The sequence below is a fragment of the Lysobacter korlensis genome, from assembly GCF_042434515.1.
The window spans coordinates 493,523-515,261 of the sequence record NZ_JBHLTG010000003.1; the positions used below are offsets into that span (position 1 = coordinate 493,523).

Annotated in this window: 22 protein-coding genes and 1 tRNA gene; 6 read left to right on the forward strand and 17 right to left on the reverse strand. The window is 68.5% G+C overall.

Going from position 1 to position 21,739, the window contains the following annotated elements:
* Window positions 1-46 precede the first annotated feature (46 nt).
* The 4 genes from ACFFGH_RS15315 to ACFFGH_RS15330 all read right to left on the reverse strand — a co-directional run bounded on the left by ACFFGH_RS15315 (window position 47) and on the right by ACFFGH_RS15330 (window position 3,757).
* Complete coding sequence (locus tag ACFFGH_RS15315; protein ID WP_386669715.1) at window positions 47-739, reverse strand: glutathione binding-like protein; 693 nt, start codon at window positions 737-739, stop codon at window positions 47-49.
* Window positions 740-828: 89 nt separating this feature from the next.
* Window positions 829-1,800, reverse strand: coding sequence for a lysylphosphatidylglycerol synthase domain-containing protein (locus ACFFGH_RS15320; protein ID WP_386669717.1), 972 nt, complete (start codon window positions 1,798-1,800; stop codon window positions 829-831).
* The gene (clsB, locus tag ACFFGH_RS15325; protein ID WP_386669719.1) at window positions 1,797-3,020 is read right to left on the reverse strand and encodes a cardiolipin synthase ClsB; all 1,224 of its coding nucleotides are present in this window, start codon (window positions 3,018-3,020) and stop codon (window positions 1,797-1,799) included. The genes ACFFGH_RS15320 and clsB overlap by 4 nt, the downstream gene beginning before the upstream one ends.
* Window positions 3,017-3,757 (reverse strand): endonuclease/exonuclease/phosphatase family protein, encoded by a 741-nt coding sequence (locus ACFFGH_RS15330; RefSeq protein ID WP_386669721.1) that lies wholly within the window; start codon window positions 3,755-3,757, stop codon window positions 3,017-3,019. The genes clsB and ACFFGH_RS15330 overlap by 4 nt, the downstream gene beginning before the upstream one ends.
* A 163-nt stretch (window positions 3,758-3,920) precedes the next feature.
* Here ACFFGH_RS15330 and ACFFGH_RS15335 point away from each other — a divergent pair, with 163 nt between their 5' ends.
* From ACFFGH_RS15335 to ACFFGH_RS15360, 6 genes are all read left to right on the forward strand, one after another.
* A complete protein-coding gene (locus ACFFGH_RS15335) occupies window positions 3,921-4,538 on the forward strand; it encodes a CDP-alcohol phosphatidyltransferase family protein (RefSeq protein ID WP_386669723.1) in 618 nt (205 codons plus the stop codon).
* Window positions 4,539-4,616: 78 nt separating this feature from the next.
* Window positions 4,617-5,771, forward strand: a complete 1,155-nt coding sequence (gene phaE / locus ACFFGH_RS15340) for a class III poly(R)-hydroxyalkanoic acid synthase subunit PhaE (protein WP_386669725.1) — start codon at window positions 4,617-4,619, stop codon at window positions 5,769-5,771.
* Entirely contained in the window at window positions 5,768-6,856 is a 1,089-nt protein-coding gene (locus ACFFGH_RS15345; protein WP_386669727.1) for a class III poly(R)-hydroxyalkanoic acid synthase subunit PhaC, read from the forward strand. Before phaE ends, ACFFGH_RS15345 begins: the two co-directional genes overlap by 4 nt.
* A gap of 129 nt (window positions 6,857-6,985) precedes the next feature.
* Complete coding sequence (locus ACFFGH_RS15350) at window positions 6,986-7,186, forward strand: PspC domain-containing protein (RefSeq protein ID WP_386669729.1); 201 nt, start codon at window positions 6,986-6,988, stop codon at window positions 7,184-7,186.
* Entirely contained in the window at window positions 7,183-7,623 is a 441-nt protein-coding gene (locus ACFFGH_RS15355; protein WP_386670255.1) for a hypothetical protein, read from the forward strand. Before ACFFGH_RS15350 ends, ACFFGH_RS15355 begins: the two co-directional genes overlap by 4 nt.
* Before the next feature lie 254 nt (window positions 7,624-7,877).
* Window positions 7,878-11,552: a PAS domain S-box protein gene (locus ACFFGH_RS15360; protein WP_386669731.1), complete on the forward strand. Its 3,675-nt coding sequence runs from the start codon at window positions 7,878-7,880 to the stop codon at window positions 11,550-11,552.
* 337 nt (window positions 11,553-11,889) lie between these two features.
* On the opposite strand, the gene ACFFGH_RS15365 is transcribed toward ACFFGH_RS15360, so the two are convergent.
* The 13 genes from ACFFGH_RS15365 to ACFFGH_RS15425 form a co-directional block, all read right to left on the reverse strand.
* A tRNA-Leu gene (locus ACFFGH_RS15365) sits at window positions 11,890-11,976 on the reverse strand.
* 110 nt (window positions 11,977-12,086) lie between these two features.
* Window positions 12,087-12,698 (reverse strand): cysteine dioxygenase family protein, encoded by a 612-nt coding sequence (locus ACFFGH_RS15370; RefSeq protein ID WP_386669734.1) that lies wholly within the window; start codon window positions 12,696-12,698, stop codon window positions 12,087-12,089.
* Between the two features lie 19 nt (window positions 12,699-12,717).
* A complete protein-coding gene (gene metX / locus ACFFGH_RS15375; RefSeq protein ID WP_386669736.1) occupies window positions 12,718-13,851 on the reverse strand; it encodes a homoserine O-acetyltransferase MetX in 1,134 nt (377 codons plus the stop codon).
* Between the two features lie 209 nt (window positions 13,852-14,060).
* Entirely contained in the window at window positions 14,061-15,056 is a 996-nt protein-coding gene (locus ACFFGH_RS15380) for a tetratricopeptide repeat protein (RefSeq protein ID WP_386669739.1), read from the reverse strand.
* A gap of 1 nt (window position 15,057) precedes the next feature.
* Window positions 15,058-15,504 (reverse strand): cytochrome c-type biogenesis protein, encoded by a 447-nt coding sequence (locus ACFFGH_RS15385; RefSeq protein WP_386670256.1) that lies wholly within the window; start codon window positions 15,502-15,504, stop codon window positions 15,058-15,060.
* Window positions 15,505-15,557: 53 nt separating this feature from the next.
* Window positions 15,558-16,100, reverse strand: coding sequence for a DsbE family thiol:disulfide interchange protein (locus tag ACFFGH_RS15390; RefSeq protein WP_386669741.1), 543 nt, complete (start codon window positions 16,098-16,100; stop codon window positions 15,558-15,560).
* A complete protein-coding gene (locus ACFFGH_RS15395) occupies window positions 16,097-18,139 on the reverse strand; it encodes a heme lyase CcmF/NrfE family subunit (protein ID WP_386669743.1) in 2,043 nt (680 codons plus the stop codon). Before ACFFGH_RS15395 ends, ACFFGH_RS15390 begins: the two co-directional genes overlap by 4 nt.
* A gap of 184 nt (window positions 18,140-18,323) precedes the next feature.
* Window positions 18,324-18,794 (reverse strand): cytochrome c maturation protein CcmE, encoded by a 471-nt coding sequence (ccmE, locus tag ACFFGH_RS15400; protein WP_386669746.1) that lies wholly within the window; start codon window positions 18,792-18,794, stop codon window positions 18,324-18,326.
* On the reverse strand, window positions 18,791-18,955 hold the full coding sequence (locus ACFFGH_RS15405; RefSeq protein ID WP_386669748.1) for a heme exporter protein CcmD: 165 nt from the start codon (window positions 18,953-18,955) through the stop codon (window positions 18,791-18,793). Before ACFFGH_RS15405 ends, ccmE begins: the two co-directional genes overlap by 4 nt.
* On the reverse strand, window positions 18,952-19,704 hold the full coding sequence (locus ACFFGH_RS15410) for a heme ABC transporter permease (protein ID WP_386669750.1): 753 nt from the start codon (window positions 19,702-19,704) through the stop codon (window positions 18,952-18,954). Before ACFFGH_RS15410 ends, ACFFGH_RS15405 begins: the two co-directional genes overlap by 4 nt.
* A 103-nt stretch (window positions 19,705-19,807) precedes the next feature.
* Window positions 19,808-20,506, reverse strand: a complete 699-nt coding sequence (gene ccmB, locus ACFFGH_RS15415; RefSeq protein WP_386669754.1) for a heme exporter protein CcmB — start codon at window positions 20,504-20,506, stop codon at window positions 19,808-19,810.
* Window positions 20,503-21,147 (reverse strand): heme ABC exporter ATP-binding protein CcmA, encoded by a 645-nt coding sequence (gene ccmA, locus ACFFGH_RS15420; protein ID WP_386669755.1) that lies wholly within the window; start codon window positions 21,145-21,147, stop codon window positions 20,503-20,505. The genes ccmB and ccmA overlap by 4 nt, the downstream gene beginning before the upstream one ends.
* A 37-nt stretch (window positions 21,148-21,184) precedes the next feature.
* The gene (locus ACFFGH_RS15425; protein ID WP_386669758.1) at window positions 21,185-21,655 is read right to left on the reverse strand and encodes a DUF3293 domain-containing protein; all 471 of its coding nucleotides are present in this window, start codon (window positions 21,653-21,655) and stop codon (window positions 21,185-21,187) included.
* Window positions 21,656-21,739 lie beyond the last annotated feature (84 nt).

Below are 21,739 nucleotides of genomic sequence, written 5' to 3' on the forward strand. Positions count from 1 at the left end.
GCGGGCTTCGGCCCGCTTTTTCTTTGCGCCGGATTTGCCGCGCCGGTCAGTGCGAGCGCGTCGCGGACGTCTGGCCGAACAGCACGCGCCGCTCGTGGTCGGTCAGCGGCGCGCGCCTTGCGGGAACGCCCTCATAGGCGCGCTTCGTCGCGGGCCGAGCTCCTATCGCCTCGAACCAGCGCTTGAGGTTCGGGAAGTCGTCGAGGTTCTGGTGGTGCGACTCGTGCGGCACGATCCATGGGTAGCAGGCGATATCGGCAATCGAGTAATCGCCCGCGATGAACTCGCGGTCGGCCAGGCGGCGGTCGAGCACGCCATACAGCCGCGCGGTTTCCTTCTCGTAGCGCTCGATCGCATACGGCACCTTCTCAGGCGCGTAGATGTTGAAGTGGCCGTTCTGCCCGGCCATCGGGCCAAGCCCGGCCATCTGCCAGAACAGCCATTGCAGCACCTCGGTACGCGCGCGCATGTCGCTCGGCAGCAAGCGGCCGGTTTTCTCGGCGAGGTAGAGCAGCATGGCGCCCGATTCGAACAGCGATACCGGCGGACCGCCATCAGCCGGTGCGTGGTCGATCATCGCGGGAATGCGATTGTTCGGTGCGATCGCGAGGAACGCCGGTTCGAATTGCTGTCCCTTGCCGATGTCGACATCGATCGTGCGGTAGGGAAGGCCGCTTTCTTCGAGGAACAGCTTGAGCTTGAGGCCGTTCGGGGTGGGCCAGTAGTAGAGGTCGATCATGGGCAGCGCTCCCTGTGAGGAACTGCAAGCATGGTGAGCTTTCGCACGCGGGGTAGGGCGGCAGATGGAACGCCGCGTCGTAGCCGTGTTTATGCCGGCGGCGAACGGGCGTCGCGCGCGGCGCGCGTGCGCCCGATGCGGTAGTGCGCCTCGAGCGAGAAGAACATCGGCAGCGCGAGCAGCAGGGGCGCCAAGTAGTAGACCGCGCGATACGCGAGCAGCGCGGCGAGGATCTCGAAGCGCGGCAGGCGGTCGTCCAGCATCGCGATGAAGACGGCCTCGAGCACGCCGATACCGGCCGGCACATGGACCATGGCCGCGGCGATGCCGCTGAGCAGCAATACCCCTAGCACGACCGGATATTCGATCTGACCCCGCAGCAGCAGGTAGGGAATGCCCGCGATCACCAGCCAGTTGCAGCAGGCGAGCACCGTCTGCAGCACTCCCATCGGCAGCGTCGGCAGGTGGAACACGTGGCCGCGTATGCGCAGGTGGCGTCCGTGCAGCGTCGCGCAGGCAACCAGGTACGCCACCGCGCTGCCGACCAGCACAGCTCCGGCGGCCTTCATCGCGAAAGGCGTTACCGGCCAATCGGCGGGCACGGAAAGCCAGCCACCGGCCAGCACCGCGCCCGCGAGCACCGCATACCCCAGCCAGTTGGTGAACACGCTGAATCCCGCAACCCGCATGATGCGGCCGGGCGAGAGGCCGGCGTGGCTGTACAGCCGGAGCCGGAATCCACCGCCGCCAATCAACGCGCCCAGGTTGAGGCTCATGACGTAGCTGACGAACGCGATCGCCATTACCCGCAGCGTCGGCAGCGTGTGCTGTGTATAGCGGCGGGCGGTCAGGTCGTAGCTGCAGTAGAAGAGAAAACTGGTCGCGGCGAGCACGGCCGCCATCACCAGTTCGCCGGCGCGGTACTCGGCCAGTGTCTCGAGCACCCGACCCCAGTCGATCGCGCGTGCGTAGCGGACCAGCAGCGTCGCGACGATGACGAGGAACACGACCATCGCCGCGCGTGCGGCACGCGGCCAGAAGCCGGCGCCGCGCAGCGTCACGCTGCGGCCTCCTGCGTGCTCCGCAGGCGCAGCATCAGCGACCTCGGCGTATGCGCGGGCAGCAACCCGGCCCATCGCGGAAAACGACGGATCAGGTGGTAGGCGATCGGCCCGGTCAGCGCCTGCCAGGCCGTGCTGTGCGGCAGGGTGCCGTAATCGATGCGGCGACAACCGGCCTTGCCCAGTGCGTCGAGGCGGGCGCGGAGCTGACGGTTGAATGCGGGGTCGCGGATGAACACGTTCGCCTCGAGGTTCAGCGACAGGCTCAAGGGATCGAGATTGCTCGAGCCCACCGTCGCCCAATCATCGTCGATCACCGCGACCTTGCCGTGGAACGGGCGCACGTTGTACTCGAGCACCCGCACCCCGGCATCGAGCAGATGCTTGTAGAGCGCACGTGCACCGAGCGTCGCGATCGGCTCGTCGGAGCGCGCGCCGACCACCAGCGTGACAGAGACCCCTCGACGCGCCGCGTGGCGCAGCTCGCTCAGCAGGCCGTGGCTCGGGAAGAAGTACGCGTTTGCGATCAGCACGTCGCGCTCGGCATGCCGGATGGCCTGGATATAGCGACGCTCGACGTCGGTACGACACCGGACGTTGTCGCGCGTCACGAACATCACACGCGCCTCGCCAGCGCACGGCCGCACATCGGACTGATCAACGCCCTTTGCTTCATCGTCGATGCAGACCTGCGCGGTCGCGAACGCGTGGATATCGGCAACGATCGGGCCTTCGAGCTCGACCGAGTAGTCCTGCATCGCATCGGGACCGTAATCGAGCATGTGGTCGGCCGAATAGTTGATGCCGCCTACGAACGCATGTTTGCCATCGATGACGAGCAGCTTGCGGTGCATGCGGCGAAACACGTACAGCCGCAGCCCGAACGGCCTGGGGCGCGGATCGAATACGTGGAAACGCACGCCCGCATCGAGCAGGCTGGCGACGAACTCGTGCGAGAACGTCGGCGAGCCCCAGCCGTCGACGGTCAGGTGGACCTGCACGCCGCGCTTGGCGGCTGCCACCAGTCGGCTGTGCAGTTCGAGGCCGACGCGGTCCTCGAACAGTATGAACGTCTCGATGATCACTTCGCGCTCGGCCCGGTCGATCATCTCGAACGCGCGCGGGAAAAACTCGTCACCGTTTTCGAGCAGGCGCACCGAATTGCCGTCGCGCCAGCGGCAAGTGACGTTCCGCGGATCGAAGTGCGAGCGATCGCTCATGCAGCGACGCGGGCCAGCAGCGGCGCATGGTCGGACAGGTGCGACCACGGGCGACTGCACAGCGCCTCGGCGTGCTCGGCACGCAGGCCGCGCAGATAGATGCGATCCAGCCTCAGCGTCGGGTAGCGTGCCGGGAATGACCGGGCCAGGCTGCCGCAGGTCTGCTCGAACGCCTCGTGCAGCCCGCAGCGCAGCACCTGCCCATGACCCCGCACGCGCCAGTCGTTGAAGTCGCCCGCCACCACGAGCGGCGCCTCGGCGGGAATCTCGTCATGGACGAGCCTGGCCAGCAGGTCGAGCTGCCGCTGGCGATGGGATTCGCGCAGGCCGAGGTGCACGCAGACCGCATGCAGCTCGACACCGTCCGGAAGCTCGAGCACGGCATGCAACAAGCCGCGGCCTTCGTGCCCGTCGATCGAGACGTCGCGGTTGTCGTAACGCAGGATCGGGAACGTCGACAGCAGGGCATTGCCGTGATGCCCGTCGGGGTAGACGGCGTTCCGGCCGTACGCATGGTGCGGCCAGATCTCGTCAGCGAGGAACTGGTACTGCGTGCCCTGCGGCCAGTTCGGATGGCGCCGCGCGTGACGCGCATTCGCGCCCATGACCTCCTGCAGGAACACCAGATCGGCGCCCACGCTGCGAATCGCGTCGCGCAGCTCCGGCAGCACGAAGCGGCGGTTTAGCAGGTCGAAGCCCATGTGGGCGTTGACGGTCAGGACATTGAAGGTCGGCATCCCGGTCGTGGCAGCATCGATCCTTCGCGATTCTGGCCGCGGCATTGGACAGGTCGCGTGAGGACGCGCCGTCCCGCGAATCCCCAGGCTCGCTGTTGCGCCGACTTGCCCATCACACCCGTGGTTGGCAGGCTGGAGATTCTTCCGGTGCCTGGAGCCGCGCATGCCACGCCACTTCTCGATGCTTCGCGATTTCCACCTGGCCGACTGGTTCACGCTGGCGAATGCGTTCTGCGGCACCGGCGCGATCTTTGCGGCGATGCGATTTCTGCAGCAGGAAGGCGGCGTGCGCGACCTGCTGATCGGCATGGCGCTGATCCCGCTCGCGTTCGTATTCGACGCTCTCGACGGCCGCGTTGCGCGCTGGCGCAAGTCTGCATCGACGCTGGGACGCGAGCTCGACTCGCTGGCCGATGTGATCAGCTTCGGCGTCGCGCCCGCCGCACTGGCGTACGCGTGTGGCCTGCAGGGCGGCTGGGACTGGATCGTGCTCAGCTACTTCGTCGGCTGCGGCGTCAGCCGCCTCGCGCGCTACAACGTCACAGCCGAGCAGCTCGCGGGCGACGAAGGCAAGGTGAAGTACTTCGAGGGCACGCCAATCCCGACCAGCCTGCTCCTCGTCATCGTGCTGGCCGTCGCGGCTGCGCGGGGCGACATCGGCCGCGAGCTGTGGTTCGGCGTGGTGCACCTCGGGCCGTGGCAGTTCCACCCGCTGGTGCTGATGTTCGCGCTGTCGGGCTCGCTGATGATCAGCAAGACGCTGCGGATTCCCAAGCCCTGAGGCGCCGACATCCTGCAACACCCGCGTTGTTATGATCCGGCCCCTGTAGCGCTCAGGTGGCGCGGAGGAATGGCAACGATGCAAGGATTCGGAGCAGGCGGTATCGGCGGAGCCGGTACGGGCGATTTCAACGAGGCGGCCCGGCAATACTGGACCGCGTGGGCCGACATGATGCGCGGCGCGGGCATGACTCCGGCGCATCAGCCGGCGCAGCCCGCATGGGGCGACCCCAACGCCTGGTGGGCACAGATGACGGGGACCGCGCGCCCCGAACCGGTCAATCCGGGCGAGGAACTGATGCGCCGCTTCCGCGAGCAGGCGGGTGGCTGGTACGGGCAGATGCAACAGCTGGCGGCGCAGTTCGCCGGACGCGATGCGAGCGCCAGCGAGATCGCATCGGCGTGGAAGCAGGCGCTAGGTGGCAATGCCGCTACCGCGTTTACCGATGTGTTCGCGGCGATGTCGCGCCCTGGTCAGCAGGGCATGGAAAGCTGGATCGCCCAGATGAAGCCCCTGCTGCCTGCACTGCAGGCGATGCAGGGTGGCGCGCCGGATGCGCGTGCATGGATGGGGCTGCCGACGTTTGGTTTTACCCGCGAGCACCAGGAGCGCTGGCAGCAACTGGCGCTGGCGCAGATCGATCATCAGGACAGCAACCGCGCATTCGCCGAGCTGATGAGCGAGGCGGCGCAGCAGGCGTTCGTGCGGTTCGAGCAGAAGCTTGCCGAGCGCAGCGAGCCGGGCCGGCAGCTGGAGTCGAGCCGCGCGCTGTTCGATCTGTGGATCGACGCGGCCGAGGACGCGTACGCCGAGATCGCATTGTCGCAGCGCTTCCGCGACACGTATGGCGCACTGGTCGACTCGCAGATGCGGTTGCGCGCGAGCGTCCAACGCGAGATCGAGCAGCTCGGCCAGCTGCTGGGTACGCCGACGCGAAGCGAAGTGGATTCGGCCCATCGCAAGATCGTGCAGCTCGAGCGCGAAATGCGCCGGTTGCGCGACGCGGTTGCCTCGTTGACGGGCGGGGCGGATGCGGCCCCGTCGCAGGCCAGTGGCGGTTCCCCGAACGGCGCGGGCAAGGCGTCCGCGGCCAAAGATGCGGCCGATTCCGGTAGCAGCGATGCCGCAGCTGTGAAGTCTGCCGCCAAGCCGCGCGCGGCGGCGAAAGATGCGAAGAAGGCCAAGCCCGCCAAGGCGGCAGAGGCCCCGAAATCAGGTAAGAAGCGCTCATGACTGCTCAGCAAACTACTGGCCCACTGAACCTCACAGCCGAGTCCCTCGCGCGCGAGGCCTCGCAGATGCGCGCCAAGCTCGGCGCGGCATTCGAAACGCTGCGGTCGGTCGGCGACTACGACTACGGCGCCAGCGTGCGCGAGGAAGTCTGGCGCGACGGCAAGGTTGCGCTGTACCGCTTCCGCGGCGAGAAAGAGCCGACCGCGAGCGTGCCGCTGCTGATCTGCTACGCCTTGGTCAACCGGCCGTACATGGTCGACCTGCAGTCCGACAAGTCGATCGTGCGTGGGCTGCTCGAGCGCGGTGAGGACGTCTACATCCTCGACTGGGGCTACGCGGATCGTTCCGACCGCTTCCTCGAGCTGGAGGATTACATCGAGCGCTTCCTCGGCGGCGCGGTCGACCACCTGCGGCGCTCGCATGGGCTCGATTCGATCAACCTGCTCGGCATCTGCCAGGGCGGTGCGTTCTCGCTGTGCTACTCCGCACTGCACCCGGAGAAGATCCGCAACCTGGTCACGATGGTGACGCCGGTGGATTTCCACACCGGCGACAACATGCTTGCGAACTGGGCGCGCGGCGTCGACGTCGATCTGTTCGTCGATACGCTCGGCAACGTACCGGCCGACCTGATGAACCTGAGCTACCTGATGCTCAAGCCGTGGCGGCTGTTCGTGCAGAAGTACGTGGGCCTTGTCGACATCCTCGACGACCGCCAGGCGCTCGAGGATTTCCTGCGCATGGAAAAGTGGATCTTCGATTCGCCTGACCAGGCCGGCGAAGCGTTCCGCCAGTTCGTCAAGCAGTTCTATCAAGCGAACGGCTTCGTCAACGGCGGCGTGCGCATCGGCGAGCGCGAGGTCGATCTGGCGAATCTGAAGATGCCCGTGCTCAACGTGTTCGCCCAGCAGGATCATCTGGTGCCGCCCGCGGCTTCGCAGGCGCTGGGGGGACTGGTCGGCACGGAGGACTACAGCGAGCTGTCGTTCCGTGGCGGCCACATCGGCATCTACGTGTCGGGGCGGGCGCAGAAGGAAGTGCCCTCGTCGATCCACGAATGGCTGGCGTCGCGCTCGGGCGATTGAGTTCAGGGCGGCCCGAACGTCGAGGCGTCGCGGGCTCGATTGGGGCTCGCGGCCTGGCGCCGGGCTGACGCGGCGCTCACCGCGCCGGCCTAGACTCGGTTCAGGACAACCTTTGCGAGGTGGACGGTCATGACGACATCGCGACCCTTCGTACGTTCAAGGCACGACCGCATGATTGCCGGCGTCCTCGGTGGCATCGCGCGCCGGTTCGGCTGGAGTTCCGGCCTGGTGCGGGTGCTGTTCGTGGTCGTGTCGATCGCGTCGGCGGCGTTCCCCGGCATCATCGTGTACCTGCTGCTGTGGCTTCTGATGCCCGAGGAAAGCCGCTGACGGGCCTAGGTCGCGCCGGTCTTCTGCTCGGCGCGCTGTGGACGTCACCGAATACCGCGATCGGGCTGCTGCTCGGTGCGCTCGGCGCCGTGTTCGGTGCGCGTCCGAAATGGCGGCAGCAGGACCTGGCAATCGTCTTCCATCGCTGGCCCTGGGGGCCGGGTGGGGCGATGACGCTGGGTAACGTGATCCTGCACACCGGAGTCGACCTCGACGTGCCGTGTCATACCTACGCCCACCGTGCCGGCCGTTGCGTCGAGCCGTCGGTGGTGCTCGCGGACCATGAGCGCGCACACGTCTACCAGTACATGGTGCTTGGGCCGCTGTTCCTGCCGCTTTACCTGCTGTGCGGCGGTATCAGTGTGCGTAACCGCTTTGAACGCGCGGCGGATCGCTACGCGGCGACCGGGCGCGGCTGGTGGCCGTGGTCGCGATAGCGGTCGCCAGCTCGCGAGCCCCGTGCTTCGCCACCGTGGGCGCCTGTTCGGGGCGAGACGCGCGCCGCGTCGGATGAGGCGCCAGCAGGCGCAGGCCGCCCCGTTTGCAGCCGGATGCCGACGCGCTAAGCGCCGCTTGGCGCTTGCGAAAACCGGCCCGGCGAACGTGCTTAAGCGTCCCGCGATGCCCTTTTCGAGGGGGAGTTGATGCCCGCTCTGCTACCGTTAGCGCCCGCGTAACGAAATTCCCTGCAGTGCAGACACTGGCTGACACGATCGAGCCCGCTCGCAACCCACCGACACGTCCGCGTCGCGTACCGACTGTTGTCGGGGTCGCGCGGTTCGTATTCGTCGCGCTGACGTACGCCGCACTGGCCGTGCTCGGGCTGCGCTGGGCCGTGACCAGCGGCGCGGCCTCGCCGGTCTGGCCGGCGGCCGGCGTCGCGTTCGCCGCCCTGATCCTGTTGGAGTTGCGGTGGTGGCCGGCGATCGTGGTCGGCTATCTGGCCGCGGCCTGGATCAACGAGTCTCCGCATGCGGTCTGGCTGCTCGTCGTCATCGCGCTCGGCAACGCGGCGTCGGCGTGCGTCGCAGCCTGGGCGCTGCGACGGTCGGGCTTCAACCGGGCGTTCGAACGCTTCCGTGACGTTCTGCTGTTCGTCGGGGCGGCGCTCGTGTCGACGCTCATCGCGGCCACGGTCGGTGCGCTGGCGATGGTCGAGTCGCTGGCGCTGCACCGCGCCGACGGCTTCTTCATGGGGGTCAACTGGTATCTCGGCGACCTCACCGGCGTGCTGGTGGTGGCATCGCTGATCCTGGTCTGGAGCAATGGCCGCGTGCCGCGCTCGCGGCGCTGGTGGCTGCAGTTGGCGGCCTGCGTCGCACTGGCCGCCGGGGTCAGTGCCGTGATGTTCCTGTCGGATGGGGCGGAGCGGCGGTTCTTCACGTTCCTGTCCTTCGTACCCCTGGTGTGGGCGGCCCTCGCGCTGCGTCTGCGCGGCGCGGTCGTCGTAACGCTCGTGATCGTGATCTGCGCGATCTGGGGCACCACGATCGGCCTCGGGCCGTTCACTCGGCCGGGCGGTCCGCCGCGATATCTCGACCTTCAGCTGTTCGTGGCAGTGATCTCCACGATGACGCTGGCGCTGGCGGTCGTGGCTGACGAGCGCCGCGCGCAGAAGGCACTCGTGCTCAGCGAAGCCCGCCTGCGGCTAGCGCTCGAAGCATCGCGGACAGGGCTCTGGAAGCTCGACATACGCAGTGGCGAGATGACGTTCTCGCCCGAGTGCGGCCAGGTCACGGGCCTCTCGTCCGCCGAAGTGGTTGCCACGCGGGCCGGGGTGATGGAACTGGTGCACCCCGATGACCAGCCCGCGGTGCGCGCGGCTTTCTGGGAGGCCGTGCAGCACGGCAGCCTGCTCGAGGCCGTGTTCCGCATCGTGCATGCGGGCGGACGGATCGTGTGGATCGAAGCGCGCGGACGGGCCATGTTCGGCCCCGACTCCCAGCCCGAGAGCATGCTCGGGACGATTACCGACATCACCGAGCGCAAGCGCGACGAGCGCCAGATCGCCGACCAGGCACGTCTGCTCGACCTGACCACCGACGCGATCATCATCCGCGACCTTCGGGGACGGATCAGCTACTGGAACAGCGGCGCCGTCGAGATGTACGGGTTCTCGGCCGACGAGGCTGTGGGGCAGGTCGTCCGCAGGCTGCTGAATACCGAGTTCCCCGAACCTGTCGAACAGATCGAGGACACGCTGCTGCGCACGGACCGCTGGACCGGCGAGCTTTCGCACGTGGCGCGTGATGGCCGCAAGGTCCACGTGCACGCGCGCTGGGTGCTGAGCCGCGACACGCTCGGCCGGCCCGCGACGGTGCTGCAGACGCATACCGATATCACGGCCCGTAAACGCGTCGAGTCGAACACGCGGTTCCTCGGCGACGTCGACCGCGCGATCGCACTCTCGACGAGCGCCGACCGCATCGGCCCGGCCGTGCTCGCGATGCTCGGCAGGCACCTGCAGCTCATGCGATGCACCCTGTCGGACATCGATCTCGAGCGGTCCCGGATCCGCACGTTGAACGAATGGACCAACGGGGCGCCGGCGGTCAGCGGCGTCCACGATGCGCGCGAGTTCTTCAGCTCCGAGCTCGGCGCGACCCTCGCGTCCGGCGAAGCGGTTGGCATCGCCGACGTGCGCACCGACCGGCTCACCGCGAAGCACGCCGCGGCCTACGTCCCCTACGGCACGGTCGCACTCGCGGCCGCGTCCTACGTCACCGAGGGGCGGCTGGCGGGCACCTTGACGGTGGCCGCCGGCGAGCCGCGCTCATGGCGCGCGGACGAATTGCAGCTGCTGCGGGAAGTCGTGGCGCGCGTGTGGCCGGCGATCGAACGCGCGAAGGCCTCGGCGGCGCTGCGTGAGTCGGAAGCGCGGTTCCGCCAGATGGCCGATACGGCGCCCATGATGATCTGGGTCTGCGACGCCGACGGCGCCTGCAGCTATGTCAGCCGGCGCTGGTCCGAGTTCACCGGCCGGCTGGCCGAGTCCGAACTCGGGCACGGCTGGCTGGAGGCGATCCACCCGGACGACCGCGAGCTGCTGCGAAGCGCGCTGTCCGAACACGGCGACCGCGTCGGCCCGTTCAACTGCGAACTGCGCGCGATGCGCTGGGACGGCGCCTACCGCTGGCTGCTCGCGTCCGGGCGCCCGCGCACCGGCTCGGACGGTGCATTCCTCGGCTTCATCGGCGCGTCGATGGACATCACCGAGCGCAAGGAGGCCGAGCACGCGCTGCGCGAGGCCGACCGCCGCAAGGACGAGTTCCTTGCCACGCTTGCACACGAGCTGCGCAACCCGCTGTCACCGGTGCGCACGGGCCTGCAGGTGCTCAACCTCACTGACGACCCCGAAACCGGCCGTCGAACGCGGCAGATGATGGAGCGGCAGCTCGGCCACATGGTCCGGCTGATCGACGATCTGCTCGACGTCTCGCGCATCACGCGCGGCAAGGTGGCGCTGCGACGCGAGCGCATCACTCTGCAACAGGCGGTCAACGCCGCGGTCGAATCCGCCCGGCCGATGATCGAAGCGGCGAACCACCGTTTGCAGGTCGAACTGCCGGACCAGCCGCTGTGGATCGATGCCGATCCCACGCGACTTGCGCAAGTGCTCGGCAACCTGCTCACGAATGCGGCGAAGTACACGCCCGACAACGGCGACATCCGGCTGTCCGCGGGTGAGCGCGACGGCGAAGCGTTCGTGCACGTCATCGATACCGGCATGGGCATTCCGGCCGATTCACTGGCCGACGTGTTCGGCATGTTCGCCCAGGTCAATCGAACGCTCGACCGCGCGCAGGGCGGGCTCGGCATCGGGCTGGCGCTGGCCCGACGGCTCATCGAGATGCACGGCGGCAAGATCGAAGCGCGCAGCGAAGGCCTTGGACGGGGCAGTACGTTCACGGTCACGTTGCCGCTCGTACCCGCCGCACCCGAGCAACCCGCGCGCACGCCTGAGGCCCCCGACCGGACCCCGCCGAAGCGGGTGCTCGTCGTCGACGACAACGTCGACGCCGCAGAAAGCCTGGCGATGATGCTCAGGCTGGAAGGACATGAAACCCGCTGCGTACATACAGGCCAGGACGGCCTGACCGCGGCGCTGGCGTTCCAGCCCGAGGTGGCGTTCCTCGACATCGGCATGCCGGGGATGAGCGGACACGATCTTGCCCGGATGCTGCGGGCCGACCCGCGCTTCGCCGACCTGTATCTCATTGCCGCGAGCGGCTGGGGCGGAGAGGCCGACAAGCGGCTCTCGCAGGAGGCGGGCTTCGACCTGCACCTGACCAAGCCGGTAAGCGCGGCGACGGTGCAGCAGGTGCTCGCTGGAGTCCCTCGCCGTCCCGCTGCGCCGGTGGTCTAGGCGCGCAGGCTACGACGCGTCGCGGCCCTGCGTGCGGTTGGGGTTGGTCAGGAGAACCGGCGCTCGGCGATGGACGGCCCTGCGAACCGCAGTGCGTATGCAGCCAAGAGCGATCGCCGTTGTGCGCGGCGCGCCTGGCGCACGTCACGGCCCCGGAGGGATGCGGGAGCCGGCGTCGTCCGAGTGCCGGCTGTCGACATCGCACCGTCGCGCGGCCCTGCCGTCGCCGCGCCCAACGAGAACGCCTGGGGCCTCGTCAGGCGCCGGACAACAAAAAACCCGCGTTTCAAGCGGGTTTTGGGAAGTGCGATAGCCGCTGAAGTCGCGGACCTGACTCTGGTGCCGGAGGTGGGACTCGAACCCACACGCTTTTAAGGGCGGCGGATTTTGAGTCCGCTGCGTCTACCGATTCCGCCACTCCGGCAGCGGGAGCGCAGTATACCCATCAGGCCGGTGATCCGGCACGCCGTTATGCGCTGTCGCTGCACAGCGCGAAGCCCACAGCAGGATTGCCGAGCGTGGGCAGCCCCGCGATCAGCCCACCGAGTCCGTTTCGAGCGCGCGCTCCACGCGTTCGAACCACTCGCCGTCGTGGGCGACGAACATCGCGCAGTTGCGCATCGGCGCCTTGTAGATGTGCAGCGAGACCGCGACCGTGTCCTGGCTGGTGTTACGGATCGTGTGGTACTCGTGCGGCGGGATCAGGCTGCCCGCACTGCCCAGACCGGCCTGCATGCCGCCTGTCGCGCGGAAGCGGAAGCGCGGGCCTTCCTGTTCGAGCAGTTCGTACTGGGTGATCTCCAGCTCGCCGTCCCAGACCCCTTCGACGCACCACAGGCCGCAGTGGTCGTGCACCGGTGTGCCTTGGCCCGGTGCCCACGTCATCGCCACCACGCTGTAGCCGTGGCGCGGGCTGCGGTACAGCTCGCGGCGCGCGTAGTGATCCTCGAGCGGCTCGTGCACGCAAGCCGGAAGCAGAACCTCGGGGTCGCGGATCGCACGGCAGAGCGCGTGCCGGAGCGCCGAGGTCACCGCCTGCTCGTCGCCACTGCTCACCGCCTCGTCGAGCGCACGGATGAATTTGTTGTGCCCTGGAAAGTCGACGTCAGGGCAGGGCGCTGCGTACTGCTGTTCGGTTATATCCATATAACCATTCTAGCCAGCCTCAAAGCGCAGCGAGGAAATCGCGCACCGCCGGACCGAAGCGCTGGATGTCGACCAGGAACGCGTCGTGGCCCTGCGGTGACTCGAGCGGGAGGAACCGCGCGTCGGCGCCACCCGCGGCTAGCCCGCTGGCGATCTCTTCCTGCTGCTGCAGCGGGAACAGGATGTCGGTGTGCACGCCGATCGAAAGGGCCCTTTCTACCCGGATCAGCGAGAGCCCGCCGCGCGCGTCGGCATCGTGGTTGCCGTGCGATTCGCGGCAGTAGTCGCCGAGGTCGAACCAGTCCATCGAGCGGCTCAGGTACAGGTAGCAGTTCGGGTCGAAGCGCCGCACGAACCGCCGCGCGTGTGCCTCCAGATAGCTTTCGACTTCGAACTCCAGACCGAACGGGTCGCCATCCGCGCGGTCGGAATCGAGCCGCACGCGTCCGAATCGCCCGTCCCACTCGAGCGCGGAGCGGTATGTGATGACGCCGAGCTTGCGGGCCATGCGCATGCCCGACTCCGGGTAGGTCTCGTCGCTGTAGCGGCCGTTGTTCCAGTTCGGGTCGAGGCGAATCGCTTCACGCTGCAGCGAGCGGATCGCGATCGAGAACGGCAGGGCACGTGCGGCACCCGAGATGTTGATGTGCGTGCGCGCCGAGCCCGGATGGCGCAGCAGGAACGCGAGCGAGACCATGCCGCCCATCGAATTTCCGATGACGCATGCCAGCTGCTCGATGCCGAGCGCACGCACCACGTGCGCGGCCGCGTCGGCGCCGTCTTCGACCGAAAGTTCGGGGAAATCGAGCCGGTAGGGCTCGCCAGTCGTCGGGTTGATCGAAGCGGGGCCGGTTGAGCCCTTGCAGCTGCCCAGCGAATTCACGCAAATGAGGAACCAACGATTCGTGTCGATCGGCTTGCCGGGACCCACCATGGCTTCCCACCAACCCGGCTCCGCATTCGCGTCATTCGATGCGGCATGCGCATCCGGCGACAGGCCGGTGAGGATCAGCACGCCGTTGTCGCGTGCTGCCGACAGCGTGCCCCAGGTTTCGTACGCGACGCGCCCACCGTGCAGCGTGCAGCCGCGTCTCATCGGGAATGCCGCCGGCAGGTCGACAAAACGTGTTCCGACAGGGATGAATTCGGTCATGCGGACGTGCTTCCTTGAGCGGGCGCGGGCTGCGCTGGCAATCGCCGGTGCATCTGCGTCGGCCAGCGGGCCGCGTATTGTCACTGCAGCGGCAGTGCTACGCACAATGGCGGTCGCGTATACCGGCCGGCGTATCAGGACATGTCGCATCGGCGATCGCTGACTGCATCGCCGCCCGTGCGGTGATGCAGTCCCGTGCGCGCCGCGATTCAGGGGACGACGCGGTCCACCGAAAGGTCGATTGGATCGGCCTTGCCGATTTCGACAACGATCGGACTCGACGCGAAATCGCCTGGCTGCGCGGACGCGTTGCCGCTGGCGGAGACGCGTGCGAGTACTTCGACCTTGTCGAGCTGGGACAGGCGCGCCGCCGGCATTGGACTGTCGCTGTCATCGAGCCGGAGCGTGATCGGGAACGCCGTCGCGGGCAGCCGCTCGACCGCGACCGGCATGACCGTGCCGGCCGCACGTGCGATGACGAACACGGCCGCGCCCGCGGGGACGCGCTCCGCGAACTCGGGCGACAGCGAGACGCGGATGTCGAGGCCGGGGTCCGCTGGCTCGGCCGGGCTTTCGGGCAGCGGTTCCAGCCCCGCATCCACACGCGCCGCATCGATCTGCGGGCGCAGGCTGGCGGCCGTTTGCGGGTCCACTGAGGCGAGAAGCGGTTCCCAGGTGCGTGCTGCTTCGGCCGGCTGGCCTGCCTGCCGCTGGGCGATGCCGAGGAACCAGCGCGCGCGCTGATGCGCGGGCTGCAGCTCCAGCGCCCGGCGAAGCATCGCGACGGCTTCGGCGTCGAAGCGGCGGTCCGCTGCGCCGCGCGCACGCGTTTCGGCCGCTTCGGCGAGCACGTCCGCATCAGGCGCGAGACGGATGGCCTGGGCGAACGCCCGCAGCGCTTCCTGCGTGCGCCCTTCGCTCGCGTACGCACGAGCGAGGACGTGCCAGCCCTCGGCGCGTTCGGGATTTCGTTCGAGCTCCGCTTCGAGCTGCGCGATCGCGTCGGCCAGCGTCTCCGGCGCCTTCCGCTGGGCGGGGTCCAGCGCCGCCGGCGTACCGACCGCGAAGTAGAGCAGAGCCGTACCGAGCGCCAGCGTGGCTGTCACGCCGACTCCGACGACCGCGCGCGGGCGCCACAGTGGACGCGTCACCGCAAACAGCGTGAGCAGCACCATTACTGCGGCGATGGCATAGAAGGCGGGCACGTCACCACTCCGGATCGTTGTCGGGCGCGGATCCCGGCTGAGGCGCCCGTCGCCGCACGATGCGCGCAACGACGAGTGCCCCGCCAATCAGCAGCACGACCGGGCCGAACCACAACAGCCAAGTCGCTGCACCGACTCGTGGGCGGTACAACACGAACTCGCCGTAGCGCTCGACGAGGAATTGCCGGATTTCGCCATCGCTGCGGCCCTCACGGATCAGCGTGAGCACTTCGCGGCGCAGGTCGACGGCGATCTGCGCGTTCGAGTCGGCCAGCGACTGGTTCTGGCACATCACGCACCGCAGCTCGGCGACCAGCGACTGGAAGCGCCGCTCCTCGACCGGGTCGGCGAACTGCAACGGCGCCGGATCGGTCACGGGCTGAGCGAACGCCGGCCCCGAGAGCGCCACCAGCAGGCCCAGCAGGAATGCGGCTGCGGCTTGATGCATCAGGCCGCGTAGCAACGCGGTCGAACCCGGGCCCAGGAAATGCAATGCGCGCATCAGCGGCGCTCCAGCTCGGCAAGGCGCGGCAGCAGTTCGTCGCGAACGGTCGCTTCGCTCATCGGGCCCACGTGCTTCCAGCGCACGATGCCCGCGGCATCGACCAGAAAGGTCTCGGGTGCGCCGTAGATGCCCCAATCGATCGCGGCTTCGCCCTCGCGATCGGCGATCACCAGCCAGTAGGGATTGCCGAACTGTTCGAGCCAGCGCAGCGCGTCCACCGGTTCATCCTTCCAGTTGAAGCCGATCACGCGCACCCGGCGCGTCTCGGCAAAACGCGTGAGCACGGGATGCTCATCACGACACGCGGGGCACCAGCTGCCCCAGACGTTGAGCAGGTACGGCGCGCCGCGAAGGTCGGCGTTCGTGACGGTCCGGCCGGGTTCGTGCAGCACGGGCAGCGCGAACGCCGGTGCGGGCTTGCCGATCAAAGGAGACGGCAGCGCCTCGCGGTTCGGGTTGCGGCTCAGCCATACGCCTGCGCCCAGCAGCACGGCCAGCAGGGCGAATACCGCGAGCGGGATCCAGCGTGAGCGTTTCATGTGCCTGTCTCTCCTGCGGGCGCAGAGCCGTCCAGTCGGTTGTCGGGCGACCGCGTCGCACCGCAGCGGGAGTCGTGGCCGGATCGCGAATCCGGCGACCCATTGCCGTCACGAACCGACCCATCGCGCCGGAAGCGACGGTCCGTCGCTGCGACGAGTCCGCCGAGCATCATCAGCAACGCGCCGCCCCAGACCCAGCGAACGAACGGCTTGACGTGCACGCGTACCGCCCATGCGCCGTCGCCGAGGGGTTCGCCCAGCGCTACGTAGAAATCGCGCGTCACGCCGCGGTCGATCGCCGCCTCGGTCATGACTTGGCCGCCGCTGGCGTACGCGCGTTTTTCCGGATGCAGCACAGTGACGCTGCGGTCCTGGTCAACCATCGTGACCGTGCCGCGATCGGCGGTGTAGTTCGGCCCCGGAAGGCGCGCGACGCCTTCGAAGCGCAGGCTGCGGCCCGCGATGTCGAGCGTCTGGCCGGGCCGCAGCGCGACTTCGCGCTGCACGCTAAGCCCTTCGACCAGCAGCGCGCCGATCAGGAATACCGCGACGCCCAGATGCGCCAGCGTCATGCCAAGCATCTCGGCCGTGAGGCGACCGTCCCCACGCAGGCGCGACCACAGGAAGCGTAGCGTGCCCCCGCCTACCCACACGGCACCGGCGACGCCGGCCGCGACCTTCCACGGCCCCTGGGGCGCAAGGAAGAACGCCGCTGCACCGGCCGCGAGCGCGAGGCCCAGCCACGGGGCAAGCATCGCGATCGGCCGCGACGGCTGATCGCGCTGCCAGCGCGTCAACGGCCCGAACGGCAGCAGCAGCACCAGCGGCGCCATCAGCAGCATGAACATCAACGCGAAGTACGGCGGGCCGACCGAGATCTTGCCGAGTTCGAGCGCATCCGCCAGCAGCGGGTAAAGCGTGCCGAGCAGCACCATCGCGCATGCGGTCGACAGCAGCAGGTTGTTGGCCAGCAGCAGCGTCTCGCGAGAACTGGCGGCGAAGTAAGTGCGAGGGTCGGAAACGTCCGGGTCGTCGGAGGGTGCACGCAGCGCGTACAGCAGCAGCGAGCCGCCGATCACGATGCCGAGGAAGGTGAGTACGAACACGCCGCGCGCAGGGTCGGCGGCGAATGCGTGCACGCTGGTCAGTACGCCCGAACGCACCAGGAACGTGCCGAGCAGCGAGAGCGAGAACGTCGCGATCGCCAGCAGCAGCGTCCAGCCGCGGAAGCTGCCGCGCTTTTCGGTGACCGCCTGCGAGTGCAGCAGCGCCGCGCCAACCAGCCACGGCATGAAGCTCGCGTTCTCGACCGGGTCCCAGAACCACCAGCCGCCCCAGCCGAGTTCGTAGTACGCCCACCAGGAGCCGAGCGCGATACCGATCGTCAGGAAGGCCCAGGCCACGTTCGTCCACGGGCGCGTCCACCGCAGCCAGCGAGCATCGATGCGGCCGTCGAGCAGCGCTGCGATCGCGAATGCGAACGGCACCGAGAAGCCCACGTAGCCGATGTAGAGCATCGGTGGGTGGATGATCATTCCCGGGTCCTGAAGCAGCGGGTTCAGGTCGCGGCCTTCCGCGGCCGCGGGCAGCAGGCGTTCGAACGGATTACTGGTGAAGATCAGGAACGCAAGGAAACCAACGCTGACGATGCCCATGACGCCGAGCACGCGGGCGATCACCGGCATGGGTAGGCGCTGCGAAAAGCGCGCGACCGCGGCGGTCCACAGTGCGAGGATCAGCGTCCAAAGCAGCAACGATCCCTCATGGGCACCCCAGACGGCCGTGTAGCGATAGATCACCGGCAGCAGCGAGTTGCTGTTCTGCGCGACGTACCGCAGCGAGAAATCCTGGGTGACGAAGCCCCAGGTCAGCGCGACGAACGCGAACGCGACCAGCCCGAGCTGGGCGTACGCGGCCGGGCGCGCGGTCGCCATCCACGGTTCGATGCCCCGATGGGCGCCGGCCAGCGGAAGCACCGCCTGCATGACGGACAGCAGCAGTGCGAGGACCAGGGCGACCTGGCCGAGTTCGGGCAGCATCGTGGTTACTCCGGCCGGCGGCGCGCGCGCGCGGGAGTGCGTGGCGCCGGCGCTCGGGTAACGAGGCCGAACGGCGACCCGAACGTCTGGCAGCCACAGGCGGGGACGGCATCAGGCTTGCGCGACGGCGCCGCCGGTGGGGCCGGGCGCGTGCGCTCGGCGCGGCCGGGAGTCTGCTCGGCCATTACTGCTGCATCGCCGGCGCGGCCTTGGCCGCGTCCACGTCGTGCTTGGTATGCGCGACGCCCATCTTGTCGGCGACTTCCTTCGGCATGTAGGTCTCGTCGTGCTTGGCGAGCACTTCTTCGGCGACGAAGCGGCCGTTTTCCATGCGGCCGGTCGCGATGACCGCCTGCTTTTCGCGAAACAGGTCGGGCAGGATGCCGGTATAGGTCACCGGCATCAGCGCGTCCCCGTCGGTGACCTTGAAGCGGGCCTCCAGCGAGCCGGGCGTGCGCTCGAACGAGCCGGCGGCGACCATGCCGCCAAGCCGGAAACGCGCCTGCTCCCCGGCTTCGCCGCGCAGCACTTCGCTTGGGGTGTACAGATAGGCGACGTTGCGCTGCAGCGCCATCGCGACCAGCGAAGCAGCCAGGCTGGCGGCGACGACGAGGGCAGCCACCCAAAGCAGGCGGCGGCGACGGATCGGGTTCATCGTTTCAGTTCTCCGGAAACCGGACGTGGAGCTTCACGGGCGGCGCGGCGCTGCGCGTTTCGCAGTTCGCGCCGAATCTGCAGGCGGGCGGCGACGAAGTCCCAGCCCAGCACGATTACGAATACCGTGTAGGCGGCGATCACATAGTTCTGGTAGCTCACGGCCGGCCGCCCTGCGCCAGTTCTGCGACCCAGCGTTTGCCCGACTCGCGCCGCAGGTTGTCGCCGCGCGCGCGTGCAAGCAGGGCGCCCGCGAACCAGAACTTCGTGCCGATCACCATCCATACCAGCGGCATGACCATGCTCTCGTCCATCGACGACGGCCCGAACAGGCGGATCGTCTGGCCCTGGTGCAGCGAGTTCCACCACACCACCGAGTAGCGGATGATCGGCAACAGCACCACGCCGACGATCGCGAGCAGCCCGGCCGCGCGCGCGGCACTGCGGCGGTCGTCGATCGCGTTGTACAGGCCGATCACGCCCAGATACAGGAACAGCAGGATCAGCTCGGTGGTCAGGCGCGGGTCCCAGTCCCACCAGGTGCCCCACATCGGTTTGCCCCAGATCGATCCCGTCGCGAGCGTGATCAGGGTGAATCCGGCACCGATCGGCGCGCAGGCCATCGCGAGAATCTCGCAGAGCTTGATTCGCCAGATCAGCGCGATCGCGGCGTAGAACGCCATCAGCCCGAACACGAACAGGCTCATCCAGGCGGCCGGGACATGGATGTACAGAATGCGGAAGCTGTCGCCCTGCTGGTAGTCGGCCGGCACTTCGAACAGTGCGCCGTACAGCCCGAACCCCATCACGAGCAGCCCGAGGCCGTAGCCCCAGGGGGCCCAGCGGGCGGCGAAGCGATCGAAGGTCGGCGGCGAGCCGAGTTGGTGGAACCAGCGCAGGATCGGATTCATCGTGTCGGTCCGGCCCGCCGGTGAGGCGGGGCCCCGGGCAGGGCTGAGTGTCGCGTACCGCAGCCGGTCGCGGCTTGATCGAAGACAGGAAACAAACGCTTGTTCAGGTCAGGGCAATGCGAATCGCGGCGGCCGCCGCAACCGGCGCAAGCACGATCGCAACCGCCAGGCCGGCTCCAAGGAGCAGCAAGGCCCCGACCGGGTCCAATCCCTGTGACGCCGCCACCACGCTCCCCGCGCCGAACACCAGGACCGGCACGTACAGCGGCAACGCAAGCAGGGCGACAAGGATACCAGAGCGCCTCATCCCAACCGTCAGTGCCGCGACCACTGCGCCCAGGAGGCTGAGCAGCGGCGTACCGAGCGCGAGCGACGCCATCAGCACCGGCAGTTGGGCCCGTGGCAGGTGCAGAAGCTCGCCCAGCGCAGGCGTCGCGACCAGCAGCGGCAGCGCGGTCGTGGCCCAGTGCATGAACGTGCGCACACCGACCAGCCAGGCCAGCGGCACCGGCGCGAGCATCCACTGCTCGAGCGAGCCATCCTCGGCGTCGCCACGGAACAGCGTGTCCAGTGCGAGCAGACCGGCGAGCAGCACCGCCAACCACAGCACCGATGCGGCAACGGCGGCGAGCTGGGATTTCTCCGCCCCCAGCGCAAGCGCGAACAGCACGACCACGAGCAGCGCGAACAGCGCCGGCTGCAGCGCGTCGCCGCGCCGGCGCCACAGCAGCCGCAGGTCGCGGGCCATCAGCGCCCGGGCGGAGCCGAGCAGGCCGGGCAGGACAGCCGACGGCGCGCTCATGCGGCCTTCTCCAGAACCAGCATCCGGGTCCGCACCGGCGGCGCCGCATAAGCCCCGTGGGTGGTCACGAGGGCCGCGCCGCCGCCTCGCAGGTGGGCCTGCACCATGCGGTTGACCAGTTCGATGCCCTCGAGATCGAGATTCGCGTACGGCTCGTCCAGCAGCCACAGCGGGGAAGGGGACAGCCACAGGCGTGCGAGCGAAAGCCGCTTCTTCTGGCCGGCCGACAGTTGGCGGGCGAGGGCGTCCTCGTAGCCGGTAAGGCCGACGATCGCGAGCGCGCTCTCAGGACGCTGGTTGCGCCTGCGCCCCTGCAGGCCGCAGAGGAACTCCAGGTTTTCCAGCGCGCTGAGATCGCCCTTCAATCCCGGCAGGTGGCCGAGGTAGGCGATCGCCCGCGCCCGGCGCGCCGCGCGCGCGCGCTGTCCGTCGATGTCGATCTCCCCGCCGTCGGCCCGCAGCAGGCCGGCGAGCACGCGAAGCAGCGTCGTCTTTCCCGCACCGTTCCCGCCCTGTACGAGCAGGGCTTCGCCCGCGTCGACCGCGAAGTCTAGCGGGCCGAAGACAGGCTCGTCATTGCGCGCGAAGCGCAAGCCACGGGCCTGCAGCAGCGGCGGGGCGCTTGGGGTCTGGGTGTCCATCGGGGCGCTGCAGGCAGCCGTTGCGGCCGCGGAGGCGTCATTCTACCCAGTCGACGCAGGGCATCTCGGCCGCTTGCATCGGGGCCGCCATCATCATCCGCAGGCACACGGGTTCGCCGCGCGCCCACTGCAGCGTACCGGCCTGGCCGAAGTCCCGCGCGAGCGTGTCGAGATCCCCGGCCGGCAGGTCGAGCACCATCCAGCCCTGCTCGCGCCAGCGTCCGTCGGGCGCTTGTGCCCACGCGGGGATGCGCTTGGCGCCGTGCCCGTCCAGGCGTTCGCGCAGCTGTCCATCGGCGACTTCATTCTCGCGCCCTGCACGCGGCGACGAAGCGGGATTCCAGGCCGTGATGAATGCGTACCGGCGCGCGGTCAGGCTCGACTCCAGCTCGGTCGCGAACTCGCCGACCCTGAGCGCAACCGTGCGCCCGTCGAGCTCCACGGCATAGTCGGCCGCTGCATAGGCACGCGCGAGGTCTGTCGCGTCGACGATCTGGAATTCCTGCATGGCGGCAGTGTCCTTGCACGGACTGGCCGATGCAACCGCTTCGCGCCGCATACCGCGGCCTTTACGTAAACTCGGCAGCCCGCC